The sequence below is a fragment of the Streptomyces sp. NPDC059957 genome, assembly GCF_042730015.1.
In the GTDB taxonomy this organism is placed as follows: Bacteria; Actinomycetota; Actinomycetes; order Streptomycetales; family Streptomycetaceae; genus Streptomyces.
The window spans coordinates 12,144-29,976 of the sequence record NZ_JBHWMB010000029.1 but is presented as its reverse complement, the minus strand read 5'-3'; the positions used below and the strand labels follow the sequence as shown (position 1 = coordinate 29,976).

General features: G+C 69.4%; 16 protein-coding genes and 2 pseudogenes. 5 read left to right on the top strand and 13 right to left on the bottom strand.

The window, feature by feature from the left end; genetic code table 11:
* Window positions 1–37 precede the first annotated feature (37 nt).
* From ACFWBW_RS20580 to ACFWBW_RS20560, 5 genes are all read right to left on the bottom strand, one after another.
* Window positions 38–1,084: a hypothetical protein gene (locus tag ACFWBW_RS20580; protein ID WP_385374429.1), complete on the bottom strand. Its 1,047-nt coding sequence runs from the start codon at window positions 1,082–1,084 to the stop codon at window positions 38–40.
* Complete coding sequence (locus ACFWBW_RS20575; protein WP_385374428.1) at window positions 1,081–2,442, bottom strand: MFS transporter; 1,362 nt, start codon at window positions 2,440–2,442, stop codon at window positions 1,081–1,083. The genes ACFWBW_RS20580 and ACFWBW_RS20575 overlap by 4 nt, the downstream gene beginning before the upstream one ends.
* Window positions 2,442–3,788: a discoidin domain-containing protein gene (locus ACFWBW_RS20570; RefSeq protein WP_385374426.1), complete on the bottom strand. Its 1,347-nt coding sequence runs from the start codon at window positions 3,786–3,788 to the stop codon at window positions 2,442–2,444. The genes ACFWBW_RS20575 and ACFWBW_RS20570 overlap by 1 nt, the downstream gene beginning before the upstream one ends.
* A 274-nt stretch (window positions 3,789–4,062) precedes the next feature.
* Window positions 4,063–4,788 carry a hypothetical protein gene (locus ACFWBW_RS20565; RefSeq protein ID WP_385374424.1) on the bottom strand — a complete coding sequence of 242 codons (726 nt, stop codon included), beginning with the start codon at window positions 4,786–4,788 and terminating at the stop codon, window positions 4,063–4,065.
* A gap of 78 nt (window positions 4,789–4,866) precedes the next feature.
* A complete protein-coding gene (locus ACFWBW_RS20560) occupies window positions 4,867–5,436 on the bottom strand; it encodes a DinB family protein (protein ID WP_385374422.1) in 570 nt (189 codons plus the stop codon).
* Window positions 5,437–5,625: 189 nt separating this feature from the next.
* On the opposite strand from ACFWBW_RS20560, the gene rox reads away from it, so the two are divergent.
* Together rox and ACFWBW_RS20550 are read left to right on the top strand one after the other, a co-directional pair.
* Window positions 5,626–7,050, top strand: coding sequence for a rifampin monooxygenase (gene rox, locus ACFWBW_RS20555; protein ID WP_385374539.1), 1,425 nt, complete (start codon window positions 5,626–5,628; stop codon window positions 7,048–7,050).
* A gap of 418 nt (window positions 7,051–7,468) precedes the next feature.
* A complete protein-coding gene (locus ACFWBW_RS20550; protein WP_385374420.1) occupies window positions 7,469–7,795 on the top strand; it encodes a hypothetical protein in 327 nt (108 codons plus the stop codon).
* 275 nt (window positions 7,796–8,070) lie between these two features.
* On the opposite strand, the gene ACFWBW_RS20545 is transcribed toward ACFWBW_RS20550, so the two are convergent.
* The gene (locus ACFWBW_RS20545) at window positions 8,071–8,427 is read right to left on the bottom strand and encodes a hypothetical protein (protein WP_385374418.1); all 357 of its coding nucleotides are present in this window, start codon (window positions 8,425–8,427) and stop codon (window positions 8,071–8,073) included.
* 85 nt (window positions 8,428–8,512) lie between these two features.
* Here ACFWBW_RS20545 and ACFWBW_RS20540 point away from each other — a divergent pair.
* Window positions 8,513–8,791: pseudogene (locus tag ACFWBW_RS20540) on the top strand (pyridoxamine 5'-phosphate oxidase family protein); the annotation flags it as partial.
* A gap of 123 nt (window positions 8,792–8,914) precedes the next feature.
* On the opposite strand, the gene ACFWBW_RS20535 reads toward ACFWBW_RS20540, so the two are convergent.
* The 3 genes from ACFWBW_RS20535 to ACFWBW_RS20525 form a co-directional block, all read right to left on the bottom strand.
* Window positions 8,915–9,082 carry a hypothetical protein gene (locus ACFWBW_RS20535; RefSeq protein ID WP_385374416.1) on the bottom strand — a complete coding sequence of 56 codons (168 nt, stop codon included), beginning with the start codon at window positions 9,080–9,082 and terminating at the stop codon, window positions 8,915–8,917.
* A complete protein-coding gene (locus ACFWBW_RS20530; protein WP_385374414.1) occupies window positions 9,079–9,576 on the bottom strand; it encodes a GNAT family N-acetyltransferase in 498 nt (165 codons plus the stop codon). The genes ACFWBW_RS20535 and ACFWBW_RS20530 overlap by 4 nt, the downstream gene beginning before the upstream one ends.
* Before the next feature lie 109 nt (window positions 9,577–9,685).
* Window positions 9,686–10,183, bottom strand: a complete 498-nt coding sequence (locus ACFWBW_RS20525) for a hypothetical protein (RefSeq protein ID WP_385374412.1) — start codon at window positions 10,181–10,183, stop codon at window positions 9,686–9,688.
* 368 nt (window positions 10,184–10,551) lie between these two features.
* Here ACFWBW_RS20525 and ACFWBW_RS20520 point away from each other — a divergent pair, with 368 nt between their 5' ends.
* Together ACFWBW_RS20520 and ACFWBW_RS20515 are read left to right on the top strand one after the other, a co-directional pair.
* Window positions 10,552–11,352 carry an alpha/beta fold hydrolase gene (locus ACFWBW_RS20520; RefSeq protein ID WP_385374410.1) on the top strand — a complete coding sequence of 267 codons (801 nt, stop codon included), beginning with the start codon at window positions 10,552–10,554 and terminating at the stop codon, window positions 11,350–11,352.
* A 121-nt stretch (window positions 11,353–11,473) separates the two neighbouring features.
* Window positions 11,474–11,673: pseudogene (locus ACFWBW_RS20515) on the top strand (ABATE domain-containing protein); the annotation flags it as partial.
* Between the two features lie 114 nt (window positions 11,674–11,787).
* On the opposite strand, the gene ACFWBW_RS20510 reads toward ACFWBW_RS20515, so the two are convergent.
* The 4 genes from ACFWBW_RS20510 to ACFWBW_RS20495 form a co-directional block, all read right to left on the bottom strand.
* Window positions 11,788–13,056, bottom strand: coding sequence for a DUF2716 domain-containing protein (locus ACFWBW_RS20510; protein ID WP_385374408.1), 1,269 nt, complete (start codon window positions 13,054–13,056; stop codon window positions 11,788–11,790).
* 835 nt (window positions 13,057–13,891) lie between these two features.
* The gene (locus tag ACFWBW_RS20505; RefSeq protein WP_385374407.1) at window positions 13,892–15,088 is read right to left on the bottom strand and encodes an SAM-dependent methyltransferase; all 1,197 of its coding nucleotides are present in this window, start codon (window positions 15,086–15,088) and stop codon (window positions 13,892–13,894) included.
* Between the two features lie 609 nt (window positions 15,089–15,697).
* Window positions 15,698–16,120, bottom strand: coding sequence for a hypothetical protein (locus ACFWBW_RS20500; RefSeq protein WP_385374405.1), 423 nt, complete (start codon window positions 16,118–16,120; stop codon window positions 15,698–15,700).
* A 29-nt stretch (window positions 16,121–16,149) separates the two neighbouring features.
* Complete coding sequence (locus ACFWBW_RS20495) at window positions 16,150–17,787, bottom strand: cell wall-binding repeat-containing protein (RefSeq protein ID WP_385374403.1); 1,638 nt, start codon at window positions 17,785–17,787, stop codon at window positions 16,150–16,152.
* Between the last annotated feature and the right edge of the window lie 46 nt (window positions 17,788–17,833).

Sequence of the window (17,833 nt, the reverse complement as noted above, 5' to 3'; positions counted from 1 at the left end):
TGCCTCCAGGCGTCTGTCTCCAACCGGCCCGCGCCCGCTACGGCGCGCCGGCCGAGCCCGCCACCGCGACGGGCGACGACGCGCCGGCGGCGGACATCCGGGGCGAGCCGGTCCCGTCCGCGGGGACGGTCCAGACGTCGCTCGCGCGGCCGTCCGCGCCCGGCAGGGCGTAGGCGACCGTCGCGTCGTCCGTCCAGGCCGCCTGGTCGTCCACGCCGCGGGTCTCGGCGAGCGGGGTCTCGGCCATCGTCCGCAGGTCGAGGACGTACAGCCGCCAGGGTGCGGCCGGGTCGTCGGACACCTTCTTCTTGAAGGCGACCCGCGTGTTGTCGGGAGACAGGGAAGGGCATTCGACGTTCTCCCGCAGCGTCCGCGCCGACCAGTCGCCCATGTTCCCCTCGACGAGGTACGTACGCCCCTTCGTGGAGACGGTCGCGTAAAAGCGGCTGTCGTCGCGGGCGAAGCTCACGCCCCAGTAGTTGACGTCGGGGGAGTGGTAGCGGACACCGTCGATGGTGAGCGGTATCTCCTCCAGGGACTTCACCAGGTACCCCGTGCGCAGGTCGAGGACGGCGGTCCGGGTGGAGAAGCCGGTGGTGGAGTACGAGTCCCCGGTGGCGAACACCGTCCAGGCGAGCATCCGGCCGGACGCGGACACCCGCGCCCGGGTCGGAACCCCGGGCACGGTCTTCCGGCTCACTTCGCGCAGTTGCCGGTCGAGGACGACGGCGTACGTCTTCGGCAGCACCCCGGGCTCGGCGCGCAGGCAGAGGGCGGTGCCCCCGGCGGCGTGGAACCGGTCGCAGACGGGGCCGCCCGCGGTGCGCTCTGCTCCGCCCCCCGTCGCGGGCAGGGGCTGGTGCGCCACCCGCCCCGTGGCGCTGTCCCGGAAGTACAGGGCGGGACCGTCGAGGGCGAAGGAGGCCTCGGCGGCGCCCCGTTGACCGGCCGGCCGGTTCCCGGCGTGCACGGCGTACCCGGTGGCGGAGCCCGCGAGGAGGAGGACCGCGGCGGCCGTGACGGCGGTGCGGGCCCGGCCGCCGAGCCGCCGCGCGGGCGCCGGGGTGGTGAGCGGTGTGGTCATGAGGTGCTCCTCTCGCTGGTGGGGGATGGCGCCGGCCCCGGGGGCGGGGTAGCCGTATCGCCCGGAGCATGCGCATCGCCGGCATCGCCCGGGGCACCCGGATCGCCAGGCGTGCCCGGGTCGCGCGGCAGCAGTGCCCAGCCGCCCGCCAGCGCGGCGAGCAGCAGCGCCGCGGCCCCCCAGAGCGCGGGCCGCGGCCCCCACACCGTCCACGCGGCGCCGAATCCCGCCGCGGCGAGCATCCGGGCCAGGGCCTGGCCGGTCTGGAGCACGGCGAGCCCGCCCGCCCGGCCCCCGGCGGGCAGTACCGGCCCGGCCAGGGCCATCAGCACCCCGTCGGTGGCCGCGTAGAAGATCCCGAGCAGCGCGAGGACGGCCGCGAGGAGGAGCGGGGCCGGCCCGCCGGCCGGAGCGAGCAGGACGAGGTAGGCGCCGAGCAGGGCGAGGTGTCCGTACAGGAACGGCCGCCTGCGCCCGACCCGGTCGGCGATCCGGCCCACCGGGACGGCAAGGAGCAGATAGCCGGCGGCCGCGCCGAGCGGCAGCAGCGGGAACCAACCGGGGTCCAGGCCCAGTCGGCGCTGGAGCAGGAGGTAGACGAAGGCGTCGCCGATGGTGGCGCCGCCGAGCAGGGCGGCGGCCCAGAGGATGCGCCGGAAGGCGGGGTCGCGCAGCGCCCCGAAGGCCTTGGTCCGGGGCGGAGGCGGGCCGGGCACGGGGGTCGGGCGGCTGTTGCCGGGAACGTAGAGGACCAGGAGCAGCACGCCGAGCAGGCCGAAGCAGAAGCTGGCGACGAACACCGCGTCGTACGCGCCCGCGGTGGCCCAGAGCAGGGCGAAGGCGGCGAGCGGGCCGAGCAGGGCGCCGGTGGTGTCCATGGCCCGGTGCACGCCGAAGGACCGGCCGAGTTCGCCGGGAGGGCTGTTGAGGGTGATCAGGGCGTCGCGGGGCGCCGTACGGATGCCCTTGCCGACCCGGTCGGCGGCCAGGGCCGCCGCGATCCCGCCGGTGGCTCCGCCCGCGAGCAGCAGGCCGAGCCGGGAGCAGGCCGAGACGGCGTAGCCGATCCCCGCGACGTGCTTGTACCGGTGGCCGCGGTCGGCGAGGTGCCCGCCGAGGAGCCGTACGACCGCGCCTGCTGCTCCCATCAGCCCGTCGAGGAAGCCGAATTGGAGGGGGGAGAGGCCGAGTCCGAGGACGAGGTAGAGCGGCAGCACCGCGCTGACCATCTCGGAGGAGACGTCCGTGACGAGGCTGACCGCACCGAGCGCGAGGACGGCGGCGGGGACGCGCCGGCCCGCCCCCGTGGTGGGGGGCGGGGCCGGAGCGGCCCGGCGGCCTGTGGTGGCCAGGTACATCAGTGGCAGGTGTACTTCGGGCTGGTGTCCTTGGTCGTCCCGTCGGTGGCGACGTAGCTCCAGCTGTAGGCCGAGTCGGTGAAGTCCAGCTTCAGGACCCCGTAGGTACCGCTGATCCGCTTCTGGCTGTTGGGCTGGACGTCCTCGATGTCGTACGGGTCGGCGCCGCCCATGCCGCCGACGATCTCGGTGATCCCGTCGGCGGTGGCGTTGCCGTTCGGGTCCTGCGGGGCGAACCGCTCGTAGTGGTGGTCGTGCCCGCCCAGCACGAGGTCGGCCTTGGCGCCGTACAGGATGTTCCAGACGGGCTTGCTCACCGGGTCATTGCCGTGCCCGCCGGAGGAGAACAGCGGGTGGTGCCAGTAGGCGGCGATGCAGCCCTTGGTGTTCGCGGCGAGGTCGGCCTTGAGCCAGTCGATCTGGGCCTTCTGGTCGAAGGAGTTGGAGTCGAGGGCGATGAAGTGCCAGTTGCCCTCGTTGAAGCTGTAGTAGCTCTTGCCCTGGGGGTAGGCGACGGCCCCGAAGTAGGCCTTGTAGCCGGCGAGCGGTCCGGCGGGGTCGTAGGTCTCGTGGTTGCCCGGGACCGGGCGGGTCTTGTCCTTGAACGCGCCCCAGGAAGTGTCGTAGTAGTTCCGGTAGTCGGAGAGCCGGGCGTCGTCGTACTGGTTGTCGCCCATCGTCAGATAGAACTTCGGGTTGATCTTCTGAGCCTGCGCGGCGGTCTTGGGATGGGCGCAGGAGCTGTCCGAAGCGGTGCACTGGGCGGCGATGTCACCGGCGGCGACCACGGTGAAGGCGCCGGTCGGCGGGGGAGTCCCGTCGAGGGTGCCGTACACCTCGACCTCGTACAGGGAGTACCCGTAGGAGGTGCCGCGGGCGGTTCCGTACACGCGCAGGTAGCGGCCGCTGCCGGAGAGGCCGGTCCAGTCGTCGGTGCCGCCGTTCCCGGCGGTCTCGTTGGCGAGCCGGGTCCAGGTGGAGCCGTCGGCCGAGATCTCGACCCGGTACGTCTTGGCGTACGCGGCCTCCCAACGCAGCGCCACCCGCGTGACGTTGGCGTTCGCGCCGAGGTCGACGCGGATCCACTGCGGGTCCTTGCCCTCGAGGCTGGCCCACCGGGTGGTGGAGCTGCCGTCGAAGGCGTTCTGCGGACCGAAGCCCGAACCCTCCACGGAGGACGCCGTGGCGGTCTTGCCGCGCGAGATGAGGGGGTCGGCGGCGGCGCCGGCCCGCTCGGGATAGGCGAGCAACAGGCCGCCTACGAGAAGGAGTACGGCGGTGATGACCACACCGATGGTGCGGCGTGGTGTGTGAACATGAGGCGTGCTTGGGGTGTTCAGGCGCATTCCTGACTCCCTGGCCTGGTGGGTGGCGAGAGCTGGCACCGGTACGAGACCCCGTGTCCCTGCCCGGGTGCGGGCAGGGACGGGCGTGGTCACAGCGGCCGGGTCAGAGCTCTCGCTGAGCGCGTCATGCCCACGGGTACGGGCACCGCGCCGAGCCGCCGAAGCGGGATGCTAGCAAACAGGAAACTTTCCTACCAGTCATTCGCGGCAGGAGAATTCGGCCTGCGGCAGGAGACTTGGCCTGCGGAGGAGACCGGGTCTGCGGCGGGAGCGTTCAGGAGATCGCGTACCACTGGCTGGCCCAGCCGGTGTTGATGGTGCTGGTGGACTGCTCGGCGAGGTTCAGGCCGGCCGGGAGCGAGGTCTGACCGGTCAGGACGGTGCTGTAGCGCAGGCTCGGCGGGTTCAGGCCCGCGTTCACCGAGATCCCGGCGCCCGTGGCCTTGAGGGTGAGGGCGTTCGTGGCCCAGTCGCCGTTGAGGAGGAGGGCGACGAAGTAGGTGCCCGGGGCGGCGGAGAACGGCTTGGCGAGGGGGAACGGCTTGGCTATCGCGTCGGTCATCAGCAGCGGGGAGATGTCCGCGGTGGACGCGACCAGGGTGCCCTTGGCGTCGTACACGCCGAGGTAGCAGTCGGACAGCCGGGCGTTCGGGTCGATGCCGGCCAGGCCCAGCCAGATGTTGGACCAGGTGAGCTGCTCGCGCAGCACCATCCGGACCAGGGTGACCCGTCCGCCGACCCCGGCTGCGGACTGGGCGGTGACGTGCCCCGCGTCGTTCGGATCCCCGGTCCAGGCCAGCAGGTTCTGGTCCTGCGGCCGGGGGGCCTCGTACCCGGCGCCCCCCGGCACCGGCGCGGGGGAGGAAGGCGCCGACGGGGAAGCGCCGACGGCCCCGTTCCCGGCCGTGCTCCCACGGGACGCCGAGCAGCCGGACAAGACGAGGGCCGCCGCGAGCATGGCGGCGAGGCCGGCCGAGGCGGTGGTGGTACGGGTGCGCATGGTCCCCCCATGAGGTGCCGAGGTATGAAGGAAGCCATGGTCACACGGGCTGCCCCGGTCCCGGACAGGCCGCCCCCGCTACTGGCCCACCCTCCCGTCGACGCATTCGCGCAGCAGGTCGGCGTGCCCGCAGTGACGCGCGTACTCCTCGATCCGGTGCACCATCAGCTCCCGCACCGCGATCCCGTCCTTCGCCAGCCGCTCGCCCAGATCAGGGTGCGCGGCCAGCGCGTCGTCGGTCGCGGCCTGCTCGCGCTCCAGATCGGCGTACGCCCCGTCGACCACGTCCTGCTCGGCGACGGCTCCGTCGAAGTCCCCGTCGCGCCGGCCGTACAGCTTCGGCAGCGGCTCGCCGCCGGTGATCCAGTTCTGCCAGTCCCGTTCCACCTCGGCGAGGTGGCGCACCAGGCCGAGCAGCGACATCGTCGACGGCGGGACCGACCGCCGGGCCAGCTGCTCCGGATCCAGGCCCTCGCACTTCATCCGCAGGGTCAGGCGGTAGTCCGTGAGGAAGTCCTGCAATGTGGCGAGCTCACCCTCCGCACCGCTCTCTCCGCTGTTACGGGGGTCGTCGTCCGGGTCCGCCCACATGTCGGGGTAGATGGTCGCCCGGGTCCATCGCTCGCCTTGATCACTCATGCGTCCCATGTTCGTCCGCAAGGGACCGCTCTCGCCAGCGGGTTTCTCCTGGAACGCAGAATGGCAAGGAGGTGTCTGCACTCCTTGCCACTCTCAACTTATAACGCACCGGGGGGCTTGCGGCAAGGCCCCGGTGGTGACGCAGAATCACTGGCCGAAGGCGGAACCTGCGGAAATGGTGATTGCGTGACGAACGAAGTGCCCGACGTGACCGTTGTCGGCGGTGGACCGACCGGTTTGATGCTGGCCGCCGAATTGCGCCTGCACGGCGTCCGCGTGGTCGTGGTGGAGAAGCTGACCGAACCGACCGGAGAATCCCGCGGACAGGGCCTGCACACGCGCAGCGTCGAGCTGATGGACCAGCGCGGCCTGCTGGACCGGTTCCTCGCCGCCGGCGAGAAGTTCCAGGTCGGCGGCCTGTTCGGCGGCATCATGAAGCCGTGGCCGGACCAGCTCGACACGGCGCACCCGTACGGCCTCGCCGTCCCGCAGCCGGTCACCGAGCGGCTGCTCGGCGAGCACGCACTCGAAGTCGGCACCGAGATCAGGCGCGGCTGCGAAGCGGTCGGCCTGAGCCAGGACGAGGACGGGGTGACCGTCGAGCTGGCGGACGGCACGCGCCTGCGCTCGCGCTACCTCGTCGGGTGCGACGGCGGCCGCAGCACGGTGCGCAAACTCCTCGGCGTCGGCTTCCCCGGCGAGCCCGCCACGGTCGAGACCCTGTTGGGCGACATGGAGGTGACCGAGGATCCGGAGACGATCGCCGCCGTCGTCGCGGAGGTCCGCAAGACCCAGCTGCGCTTCGGCGTCAGCGCGGGCGAGAACGGGACGTGCCGCATCGTCGTACCCGCCGACGGCGTGGCCGAGGACCGTACCGCGCCGACCCTGGAGGAGTTCAAACAGCAGCTACGGGCCTTCGCGGGCACCGACTTCGGCGCGCACTCGCCGCGCTGGCTGTCCCGCTTCGGCGACGCCACCCGGCAGGCCGAGCGCTACCGGGTCGGCCGGGTCCTGCTGGCCGGCGACGCGGCACACATCCACCCGCCGACCGGCGGACAGGGGCTCAACCTCGGCGTCCAGGACGCCTTCAACCTCGGCTGGAAGCTCGCCGCCGCGGTCAACGGCTGGGCCCCGCAGGACCTCCTCGACAGCTACCACGCCGAACGCCACCCGGTGGGCGCCGCCGTACTGGACAACACCCGCGCCCAGATCACGCTGCTCGGAACCGAAGCCGGTCCCACCGCGCTGCGGGAACTGTTCGCGAAGCTGATGGACTTCGAGGAGGTGAACCGGTACGTGACGGGGATGATCACCGCGGTCGAGGTCCGCTACGACTTCGGCGAGGGTCACGAACTGCTCGGCCGCAGGCTGCGGGACGTGGAGCTGAAGCGCGGACGCCTCTACGAACTGATGCACACGGGCCGCGGAATCCTGCTCGACCAGACCGGCCGGCTCTCGGTCACCGGGTGGGCCGACCGGATCGATCACGTCGTCGACGTCAGTGGGGAACTGGACGCGCCCGCCGTACTGCTGCGCCCGGACGGCCACGTGGCATGGGTCGGCGAAGACCAGCACGACCTCGACGCCCACCTGCCGAAGTGGTTCGGCGCCGCCACGGCCTGAGCGCGCGCGGCCGCTTCCCGGTTCCCTACCGGTACTGGTTCCTGTACTCCTCGCCCGACGGGCCGAAGTCCATGAAGGGGGTGGCGAGGAACGCGATGAGGAGGAGCACGCCGACGATGCCCGAGGACAGGGGGAGGATCCCCGGTATCCACCGCCCCTACCGTCGGCGCGAACGGCCTTGCCGGGGTCGTGCGGGTCGTAGCTGACCTCGACACTGGGGCGGCCGCTCGAGTCGAGGAACCTCCGCGCGTTCCCGTCCAGGTCCGAGTACAGGTAGAGCCAGGGCTGCGCTGAGTCGTGCGCGTAGTCGGCCGTCACCGTGATGCCGTGCCGGGGCAGGCGCCAGGGCCTGAGGCCCTCCGGGGCCAGCAGCCAGGCCGCGATGGTGAACGTGAAGCCGATGCCGCCGGAGAGGACGGTGAAGACGACGTTGACGGGGTCCGCGAAGAGCGCGACGACCACGCTCATGGCGATGATGGCGAGGAAGGACCCCGCCACGAGCCACTTGAGCTTCCGGTACACCGCTTCCCTCGGGGTCCTGGTCTCCGGCTCGCGCTCGGTGGTCCGGGTGATGACGAGGGCGGAGCCGTCGACCGTGACGGAGCCGTCGACCACGGGGGAGCCGACGACCACGGGGGAGCCGACGACCACGGGGGAGCCGACGGCGGCGCCCGACGCAAGCGCGGCGTTCACCGCCCGGGCGAAGGCGGTGGCCGCTGCCTCGCTGACGTCCTCGATCCGGTAGACGGTCGGCGCGGTCGCGGCGGGTGCCGTGAGCCTGACCTCGACGGTCCGCCCTTCCGCGTGGACGCGCGCGATCGCCGCGAAGGGGATGCGGTGCTCGTGGGGTGCCCTGCGCAGGACCAACTCCTGCTCACAGACGCGGAGATCCGTCCCGTTCCTGCCGTGGAGGACGGGTATGGAGGGTGTGATCGACATGGCCGGATTCTATGCACGCGCCGCACCCCCTCAATCATCCATTGCGGCACCGTATGCGGGGCCGCTGCCACCCGATCCGCATCAGCTCCGTCGGGCGAGCAGCTGCCGCCGGCGCGGTTGCTCGGCGATCAGGCTGGCTGAGGCCAGCACCGTCACGGAGACAGCGGCCCACGTCGGCCAGACCGCCCAGGAGGAGGCGACGGCCGCGACCAGGTGGAGCAGGACCAGACCGGCGGTCACCACGCCGGGGACGGGTACGAGGATGCGCTCCCGCGGCACCCCGTGGTCACCGGGCGTACCGAAGAGGGCCACCGAGGCGAGAAGGAGGACGGCCGACGCCACGGCGAGCGGCACGGAGTACGGTGCGAGCGCCCAGGGAGTGGCAACCCAGGCGGCCAGCATGCTGAAGAAGCGGAGCGGGTCCGCCAGACGTGTCACACGCCGACCTTCCCACACGGTGCAGCGGTGCGGGACACTTCTGACAGCCTGGAATGCCGTCCTGTGTAAGGGAGTTGGTCACGGCATGACTCAAAATGCCGGTCCCCGCGCCCTGTCCGACGAACCTCTCTCCCAACTGCTGGGTACGTAGCAGTTCGGCACGTTCGCCAACAGCAAGAGCAGCGGTCACCCCCACCTCGCCACGATGCTCTACAACGGGGACGCCGAAGCGCGCATCGTGCAGTTTTCCACCACCGCCGACCGCATCAAGGTCCGGCAGCTCAGGCGTGATCCACATGCGGCCGTACATGTCCCGGGCGGCGACGTGTGGTCGTTCGCCGTGGCCGAAGGCGAAGCCGAGGTCGGCCGTAGGAGCTCCGGATCTCGTCTTCGGTCCGGGTGAAGACCTCCTCCAGCACATCGTCGTCGGCCGTGAGATCGAGGTCCGTGTGATCGCGCCTGGCCCGTCGGCGCAGAGGAAATAGGTTCAGCCGGTGCCGTCGCCCGCCACGGCCCTCAGCGGCGCCCCGCTCGCCAGACGGACCTCTGCCGCGTGCTCGGCCCGGTCGAGATCGAAATCGAAGGATTCCGCGGCCAGTCTCGCCAGATCGCAATCCCGGCGCAGGACGGCGAGTACGCGGGCGGGGCGTGTCATGGCCGGACCCAACTCACGGCGTAGTACAGCAGCCGCGCGTCCTCACCGACCGGGAGCATGCCGGCGGCCGTCATGACGTGCTGCGAAGCCGTGTTCTCGCGGTCGGTGTCGCCCGACACCGAAGCCGCCCCGTGAGCGCGGGCGTGTTCCAGCAGGGCCCGCAGGGCCTCGGCGGCGTAGCCCCGGCCCCGCACGGCGGGCACCAGCCCGTAGCCGGCGACCACCCGGCCCTCCTCGTCGGCAGGGCCGTGGAAACCGGCGCCGCCGATCAGCAGCCCGTCGGAGCGGCGCTGGATCTCGAACGCCCCGTACGGTGCGGGGTCGCCCGTGCCGGCCAGCACCCGCAGGTACCGCTCGGCCCCGGCCCGGTCCCCGGCGTCCGGATACCCCTCGGCCCAGCGGTCCTGCGGACCCGGCGTTCCGGCAACGAGCCGCCGGGCCCGGTCCGCGTCCAGCGGGAGGAGGACGAGGCGTGGGGTCTGCAGAGGGTCCATCCTCCAGGAGATAGCAGGCCCGGTCCGCTCACCGCATCCGGATATCCGCTGCTGCCCCAGGGGGTTGCGCCGGCCGGCACCCAACGGCCGCTCCTGCGGGGCGGGGTGTTCAGTCGTCGTCGATCTGCAGGGCCAGCGCGAAGTGCGCGCCGTCCGTTCCTGCGAGCAGGCTGTCGAACAGCGGGGTGAGCCCGTTCACGGCGCCGCAACCGGCGTCGTGGTTGGTCCACCAGCTCGCCTCCGGCCCGAGGAGGGACACCACCCGGTCCGCCGCGCGCCCGGCGGCATCGAGGGGCAGGTGCCGGTGGTCCGGCCAGACGAGGTCGACGGTCGCGACCCGGACGAGGAACGCTGCGGCCTCGTGGGCTTCCACCGGTTCCAGTGCGGCGCAGATCTCGGGGACGGACTGCGGAACGTACCCGGGCAGGAAGCGCCGCCAGGCCTCGTCCACCGCGACCTCGGCCAGCAGCGTGCGGATCCGGGCCGCCAGCTCCGGCAGGTCGGGGTCCGGCTCGGCGAACCGCCCGGTCGCCACGTACACCCGCATCGGCGTCGACAGCGCCGCCATGCCGGCTTCCAGCTCGGTGAGGACCCCCTCGAACGTCACACCCGGATTCTGCCGCACGCGCCCCCGCTCGCCCCCCGGGCCCTCCTTGGCCTCCCCGGTCCGACCAGTGTGCCTGAGCGCCGTAGTTCCGGTGTAGCCGATGGCGAGCAACTCGCGGCAGCGGGTTGCCGCCCACCCCGAACGCGTGGCGACGTCCGGTTGCTGTGTGGTGGTTTGACCAGGTGGCCGGCGCGTGATCTTGGCTGTCTGTACAGGTCACCGCAGTACGTCCCGGATCTACCGTACTGGCAGGGCCGTTGACCGCTCGGGGCCGCACCGCCGGCCGGCCCAGTGCCGCGTCAGGCCCAGGACAAAAGCCCGACGGCGGGCGTGAGGCCCGAGCGGCTTCAAGAGCAGGGGGATTCGACATGTTCAAGGTGGTCTCGTCTGACGGCACGGCAATCGCCTGTGAGCTTCACGGCGACGCGGGTCCGGCGGTGATTCTCGTCGGCGGCACCTTGATGCCCCGGGTCCGGCACACACCGCTCGCCTCGCTGCTGGCGGGCAACTTCAGCGTCATCAACTACGACCGCAGGGGCCGCGGTGACAGCGGTGACGGCCCCGTCTACGACGTTCAGCGCGAGGTCGACGACCTGGACGCGCTGATCGAGCGGGTGGGCGGGCCGGTGCTGCTCTTCGGGATGTCCTCCGGAGCCGTCCTGGCATTGGAGGCCGTGGCCAGGGGTAGCGCGGTGTCCGCCCTGGCGCTGTACGAACCGCCGTTTATCGTCGACCACGCCCGCCCACCGCTGCCCGCCGACTACGTCGACCGTATGAAGGCGATCGTCGCTCGGGGGGATGTAACCGAGGCCCTTACCTACTTCCTGACCGTGGGCCTGGCCATGCCGGACGAAGCCATCGCCCAGATGCGGAACACCCCAGTCTGGGCCGCGTGGGAGGCCGTTGCCCCGACCCTGCCCTACGACGGTCAGCTGATGGCCGACACCATGTCTGGCCGGCCGCTGCCCACCGACCGCTGGCGGTCCGTGAAGGTGCCCGTTCTCGTCGGCTACGGCAGCGCGGGCGAGAGGTACATGGCCAACGGGGCGAAGGAACTCGCCGCCCAGGGGGACAACTACACCCTGCACGCCTTCCCTGGCCAGACCCACAGCGTCGACCCACACGCCCTCGCGCCTGTGCTGACCACGTTCTTCACAGCGGTGCGATAGATCTCGGTCGAGAACGGACCTCGCGATCAGCGCGTCCAACCCCGCCTGGGGTCCCTCAATCTGCCGTCGTCCGGGTACGCCGGGCGTACGAACGTGCGGCGCGGGCACGTTTGCCGCAGCGGGTGGACTCGCCCCGGCTGACGCCGGGGTGCGGGAGATGTGCGCGACGCACAGCGCTCCCTGCGCGAACACCTCAGGTCGTTGTTCGCCGCCCGCGTCTGCGGGCTGCACGCCCTGCCTGCGGCGCTGTCCGCCGTCAACGACGCGCTGAGCATGGCTCCCACGGCCGGACTGCTCTACTGGGACGAGAAGAACGGCCCCTTACCGCGCGGCCTACGAGACCTCCGCCGCTCTTGCGGCGGTCGGAGGCGGCGTTGGACGAGGTCGCCTTTCAGCCGTAGGCGTCACGGAAGAGCGGTCAGACCTGCTTCGTACTCAGTCGCGGCGCCTGACCGGTTCACCGAGCAGGTCGGTCAGCTCCGCCTCGACGGCTGGCAGGAGCGATATTCCCCAGACGGTCAGTGTTTGCTCCCAGGGATGCCCGAAGGTGCCCAGCCGCAGGTCATGAGTGACGTGGAGGTAGTAGTCGCCGTTGGGGTAGGCGCCGTAGCCCGGGACAGGGGGACGACCGGGTACACCGACGCGGCGGGGGTCATAGCGGTAGCCGTCGTGCTGCCAGTCCAGCCAGTGCACGAACTCCCCGGGCTCGGTGGCGGCGAGCAGTCCTCGCCGGACGATCGCATCGAGCTCCCCGGGGAGGTCAGGGACGAGCCGATGGTGGGAGTGCAGGTTCCAAACGGCCGAGGGGGAGGGGTCTGTGATCGCGGGCCGGTAGGTGGTGCTCGGTTTGAAGTCGAAGTCCGCGTAGAAGCGGTCCCACAGAGGACCATCGTCGTGGAGCCAGTCGAGGAATTGTGCGGGGCGGGTGGTCTCGGGGGTGCCCGGCGGGCGCCAGTGGTAGGAGCGGACGGTGGTGGCCTCGGTGAATCCGTTCTCAAGGAGCCGCTCGCGCAAGGGGCCGTCGGCCTCGGCGAGGACGGGCCTCCCCGGCCAGGTCCGCCGCCGCCAGCTATCGGTGCAGGCCTTGACGAAGTTGGCGTCGTTGCTGCTCAGGCCCCCGATGAGGGTGAATGGGTGGGACGTGTCGGGGTGGGCCCAGGCGACCGCGACGACGAGCCCGTCCTCCAACAGGACCTCGGCGAAGACATCGCCGTCTTCCGAGGCGCCGTCCGCGACCATCTCGATGTACGGCGTCCCATGCGGGCCGGGTGCGCCGACGGCGATCTCCCGGGCCCGGTCAGCATGGCTCCGCACCGCGTACAGGTTGTGGACCCCGTCCTGGGGGTCCTTCTGCGATGCGGACACGGGCCCCGTCTCGGGCAAGACGCCTGCGATCAGCACGGAACGGTCCCACCGTACGGTGAAGCCTGCCGCGGTCAGCGCCGGTCCTAGCTCCTCGGAGTCGTGCCCGTACACCTTCCACTCCACCGGCTCGCCGCGCTCCGCGAAGGCCTCCTGCTGCCGAGTCACCAGCGCAACAAGGTCGGTCCCGGGCGCGATGGGGACGTGCTCGGCAGTGCCGTGCGTCCCGTAGTGCCGACGCACGACCGGCCCGTCGGCCGCGACCACCACGCCAACCGGATGCCACGCGGGAACGCGCCCCCGCAGCCTGTTCCACTCCGCCCACCGCTCGCCCGTATCCATGATCGGGATCCTAGGCGAGCTTGAAGGCGCCCCGGCAACGGGTTTCACAAGCCCCGGGAAGCCGGAAGAGAACCTGATCCGCACGCTCCCCTGCGGGCCGACAAGCACGCTCAGGTGCCAACCACGGCGCTGAGTCACAGCTGTGACCGTGCACGCTTGGCCCGAAGGGCCAGGTCCGCACGCACCACCACGGGGCAGATCCCGCAGCGTCCCGACAGGTCAGGGTGTGGGCGAGGCCTCGGTAAGTGCCGTCCAGTCTCGGACCGTCTCCTGGTGCGAGCCGCTCCCCGTTGCTTGCAGCCACTGCTTCAGCGTCCTCGACGGAGCACGGCGTCCCTGCTCGGGTGAGCAGGACGAGCGGCCCGGCAGACGTCTCCAGCCTTCAGCTGTTCGGGCGGAGGGTCCGTTCGGAGCAGTTCGGCCTCCACCTCAGGCGCGGCGTGCCCGCTGCCGCCCACGCCGAGGGTGACGATCCCGTTCCAGTGCGCGAACTCGTTGTCGCCGTCGATTTCCCACCACGGCCACCGCACAGCCACGCAATCCCACGTGACACCATGCTCCACCCTGGTGACCGTGAAGGGCACGCGACCGACAGCACGTCACCGACCCGGAAGTCCCCCTCAAGGGCCACCTATCGCGCACAGTCACAGGACCCGGTCGAAGGCGCTGTGACTGTCCAGTTTTGTTTGCGAGCGTCCTGCGCGATGTGCCAGGTCGGGGATGGATCGGACGGAACGTCTTGCGAGGACGAGCGATGAGATCTTGCGAGTCCTGCGATAGGTCGGTCACCGTCTGTCCCCGAGTGGCGACCCCGAGGAGCTCTCCTGTCACCAGGTCACGGCATGCTGCATCTGCTGGCGATCAGAACCGTGGGGCGGTCTGTGGTGCCGGTGATGAACACCGTTGCCGCGTCGGGGTTCTGTGGGGCGAGTTCGTGCTGGAACTCGCCCGGCTCGGTCCCCAGGCCCCGCGCTGCTACCGCCACCCGGCCGACCGCGCGCTCGCGCAGTGTTGCCCTCAACGCCGCTCTGTTGAACGGCAGTATGTCCGTTATCTCGTACGCGGTCGCGAAAGGGGTGTGGTGCAGCTCGTTGGCGGTGATGAGCGCACCGCCTTCATCGACGAGACCACCGGCGACGTCCTGGGCGACTTCGGCAACCAGGCGCGCATAGACGACGGCGGGGTCAGGTTCGTAAAGGTAGCGGCCGACCGGTCTCATGGCCGGCTCCGGCAGGCCGCGGCCGGCGAGCGAAGCACCGCAGGGCAGCAGGGTGGCTTTGCGCACCGGGGCGGGCAAGGGTGTCCGCCGTCGGAGCAAGCCGAACCAAAGGACCGCTTCCTGGATCTCCCCGTCATAGGAGATCCATTCGGCCTCGTCGGCCTGCCCGAGATCGGGAACGGCCTCGTCCGGGAGACTCGCTGCGAGCCTGATCCAACCGGCCCCGGTCGTGCGCACCCGGTCCAACGCCCAGGACAGCGGTGGGTCGTACGCCTCGGGGTCGCGCCCCTCGCCCGGTCCGACCCGCCGCATCAGGTCGATGAAGACGGCCTCGCCCTGGCTGTCGAACCCCGTGATGTCCGCGCAGTTCAGCTGAAGCATCGGCTCATCCATCACCTGCCGGTTCGCCGCGGTGATCTCGATGGTCAGCGGATCCTTATCGACGGCCTCGGTCATGTGCGACCAGCTCAGTACGAGGGCGTCGACACCGCTGCCGAGACTCATCGCGTCGATCAGCACGACACCGACCTCGTCCAGGACACGGTTCAGTTTGTACTCGGACACGGCCAGGTGGGACGACAGCTCCAAGCTGTCCGGGGTGAAGTACAGACGAGGCGCGAGCTCCCCGAACTTCGCCGCGGCCTGCCGCCGCAACCGCACCTGCTCTACGGCCGCGGAGACCAATTCGGCAGGACGCTCCCGCCGCAGATCGGCGACCGTCACGGACTCCAAGGCCGGTTCGATGTCCTGCAGTACGGCCAGCAGGGTCTGGCCCTCGTTCGTCAGCAGGGCCCGGAACGTCTCAAGATCCACCCGGACATTCAACCAGGCGCCGCCCTCCCCCGGGAGCCCGGCCTTGCACCGAAAGCGTTGGCACGACGACCGGCCGGCCAGTTCGTCGTGGCCGCGTGGGACAGCGGGGGCGGACGCCAGAACGTCAAGCTCAGCGGTCGGTGTTTCATTCAGCTGAACACCCATCGCTCTGGGTAGCGGAAGTCCTCCATCGGTGCCGATCACAAGAAGCCGTGGGCATTCGCAACCTGTGCTGGCTGATCCGTCGCAGCGAAGGTTGAGCAGTTTCACCGAAGGTTGAGCACCGAACTGCACGTGTGTGCACACCATCCGGCTCCGGCCGTCAAGATCGGCCGCGGAAGGCATCGATGACAACGCTGAACTTGATGGTCAAGCAGCACCTGGCCCCGTTGATGAAAGCAGCCGGAGTAAGGAAGTCCGGCCACACCTTCTGCCTCACACCAGTAACGGCGATCAGGCCATCCTGGAGCCTTCCCATCTCTAGCACCGGATGGCTTCGGGTCGGTGGCTGCTTGTACGGATTGAACTGTGGTCTGTGCTGACGCTCGGGCCTCCGCGAGGTCGCATATGCGTGTGGGTCCCGGAGGTGCCGTCCGGGACCCACGAGTGTCAGGCCGCTACTGCCCTGTGGCTTCGGTCGGCTATGCGGGCCGAGACCATGAGGAGCAGCAATGGGGCGGTGATGATGATCAGCGGCGCCATATCCACCACGATGGCGCCCACGAACAGAAAGGCTTGGAGAACGCACGCCACCTGAGCCCGGCGGCCGGGCAGCACGCCCTTTAGGAACGAACGAATCAGGCCAAGCAGATACCAGGCACTCGCGATGAGGAAGATGAGACCCGCGACTACCGCCACAACAAGGTAGCCGACCCTCTCACCGGTTCCGGCGGTACCTTCTTCGTAGGCATGCGGACCGAGTCCGCCGATCATCAGCGGGGCGAAGATAAAGCATATTCCAGCAACCAGGATTGCTTGGAGAAGGACCACAACCGACTCCACTATCAGAAGGACCTTACGGGATCGGCTCATGGATCTCCTAACTCATAGTTGCGGGGAGTCTAGTACCACAGGTGCTGCAGGGCGCCATCGGGGACCAAGTCGATCTTGCACCAGGTGTTGAAGCTTTTGGTCGCCTCAGATCCGGTCAATCCTTGATCCCGCGCATGCTGTCCGAAGAACCTGCCGAGGGCGTTGTTGTGATAGTCCATGGCATGGTGACGATTAGCGAGCTCCTCAGACATGTTCGGCGGCTTGGGGCCCATTTCGTGGCGATCGGCAAACCCCTTTGCCGTCTTCGATCCCATCTGCCATGCCATGTACGCGTTCCACGAGCAGTGGCGAAATGCATCGACCGTTCCACCATTCGATTTGCTGCCGGGCCAAATTCCGTCCGGCTGCTTCTCGCGATCCGAAACTTCTCGTGCGTTCTGAGATGCGCTCCAGGCGTTCTCGCAGATGTCCCAACGGCTGGGCCATGCACAGAAGTCGCTTTCGGCTTCGTTCATATATCCGCTGTAGGCGAGGGTCGTCGGAGATCCGCTCTCTACCCAGTCAGGCTGAATGGCAATCTTGGACAGTTTCTCATCGGTCACTGACTGCTGTTCCCCTGCAGGCACAATCTCACCGGGGATGAACTTTTCGGTGGCAGCGTCCTGCGCCTGCTCGCCAACCGTCTCGGAAAGTGCGACCTTGCCACCGAATAGAGTGACCGACTTGGTCGTGGCACTGTGATCCTCAGCCGACCAGTTGGTCGCAAAGTTGATCGCCTCTGGCGGGTTCAGCAACAGAGGCATTCCCACCGTGGCAGCAAAGGCGCCTCCGCTCATTGCGTCATAGAACGCCTTGGACGTGGCAACTCCGACCCGCACCGGCTGCGGAGTAAACTTTTCCGCAACGAGGGCGGCGGTTTCATAAGCATCCTGGCCTACCAGGGACCCATGGCTACTGGCATAGGATCCACGGGCAGGACCACCGACCGTTGTCTTGGTCACGCCGGCCGGAAGACCATCGAGCCAAGTCTTCACCGCAGGGCTGATGGTCTTGTCCGTGCTGTAGACGAAGGCACCGCCGGTAACGGCGGCGGCCGTCGAGGCAGTGACAGCGTCGTACCAACCAGTGTGGGTGGCGATGGTGACATGCTTCGGCAACGGCACATTCTTGGCGATGCTCAGGGCGGTCGCCGAGGCATCCGACCCGGAGAACCGATTAACTTGGTACCCGAGATCTTTTAGGCTCTGCTCGGTGGCGGCGCTTACGGCGACCGTTCCGCCGACAATGTAAATTGTCTTTCCGGCAGGCAGAATTCTTTTGATCTCGGCAGCGACTCGTGAGTCAAGTTCACTTGTGCCAGTCAGTAGAAGAGGAGCCTTCTTGGCTTTCGCCAGAGGGATGGAAGCAATGCCGTCATAATATGCGTCTACCCGTGCCACGACTACCGACTGTGCACTGAATCCGGAGGCGCTGGAGACGCTCTTCCAGTGGGCGCGCGAAATTTCGATTGACGTCCCAACCGCATCCGGTCCCTGAAGTCGCTGCAAAGCAGCCTCAGAACCCAAGGTTGCAGCGAACTGCATTTGCTTTCCGGGAGTCGGATACGGTGCGGGGGCAGCGGTCACCACAGAGGCGCTAACGAGTTGCCCGAGTAGCAATCCGCCAAGAATTCCACTTATGGCGAACTTTTTGTTTCTGATATTCAAGATACCCCCCAAAAAATACAGAAAGGTAGGGGAATGACCCTTCCTT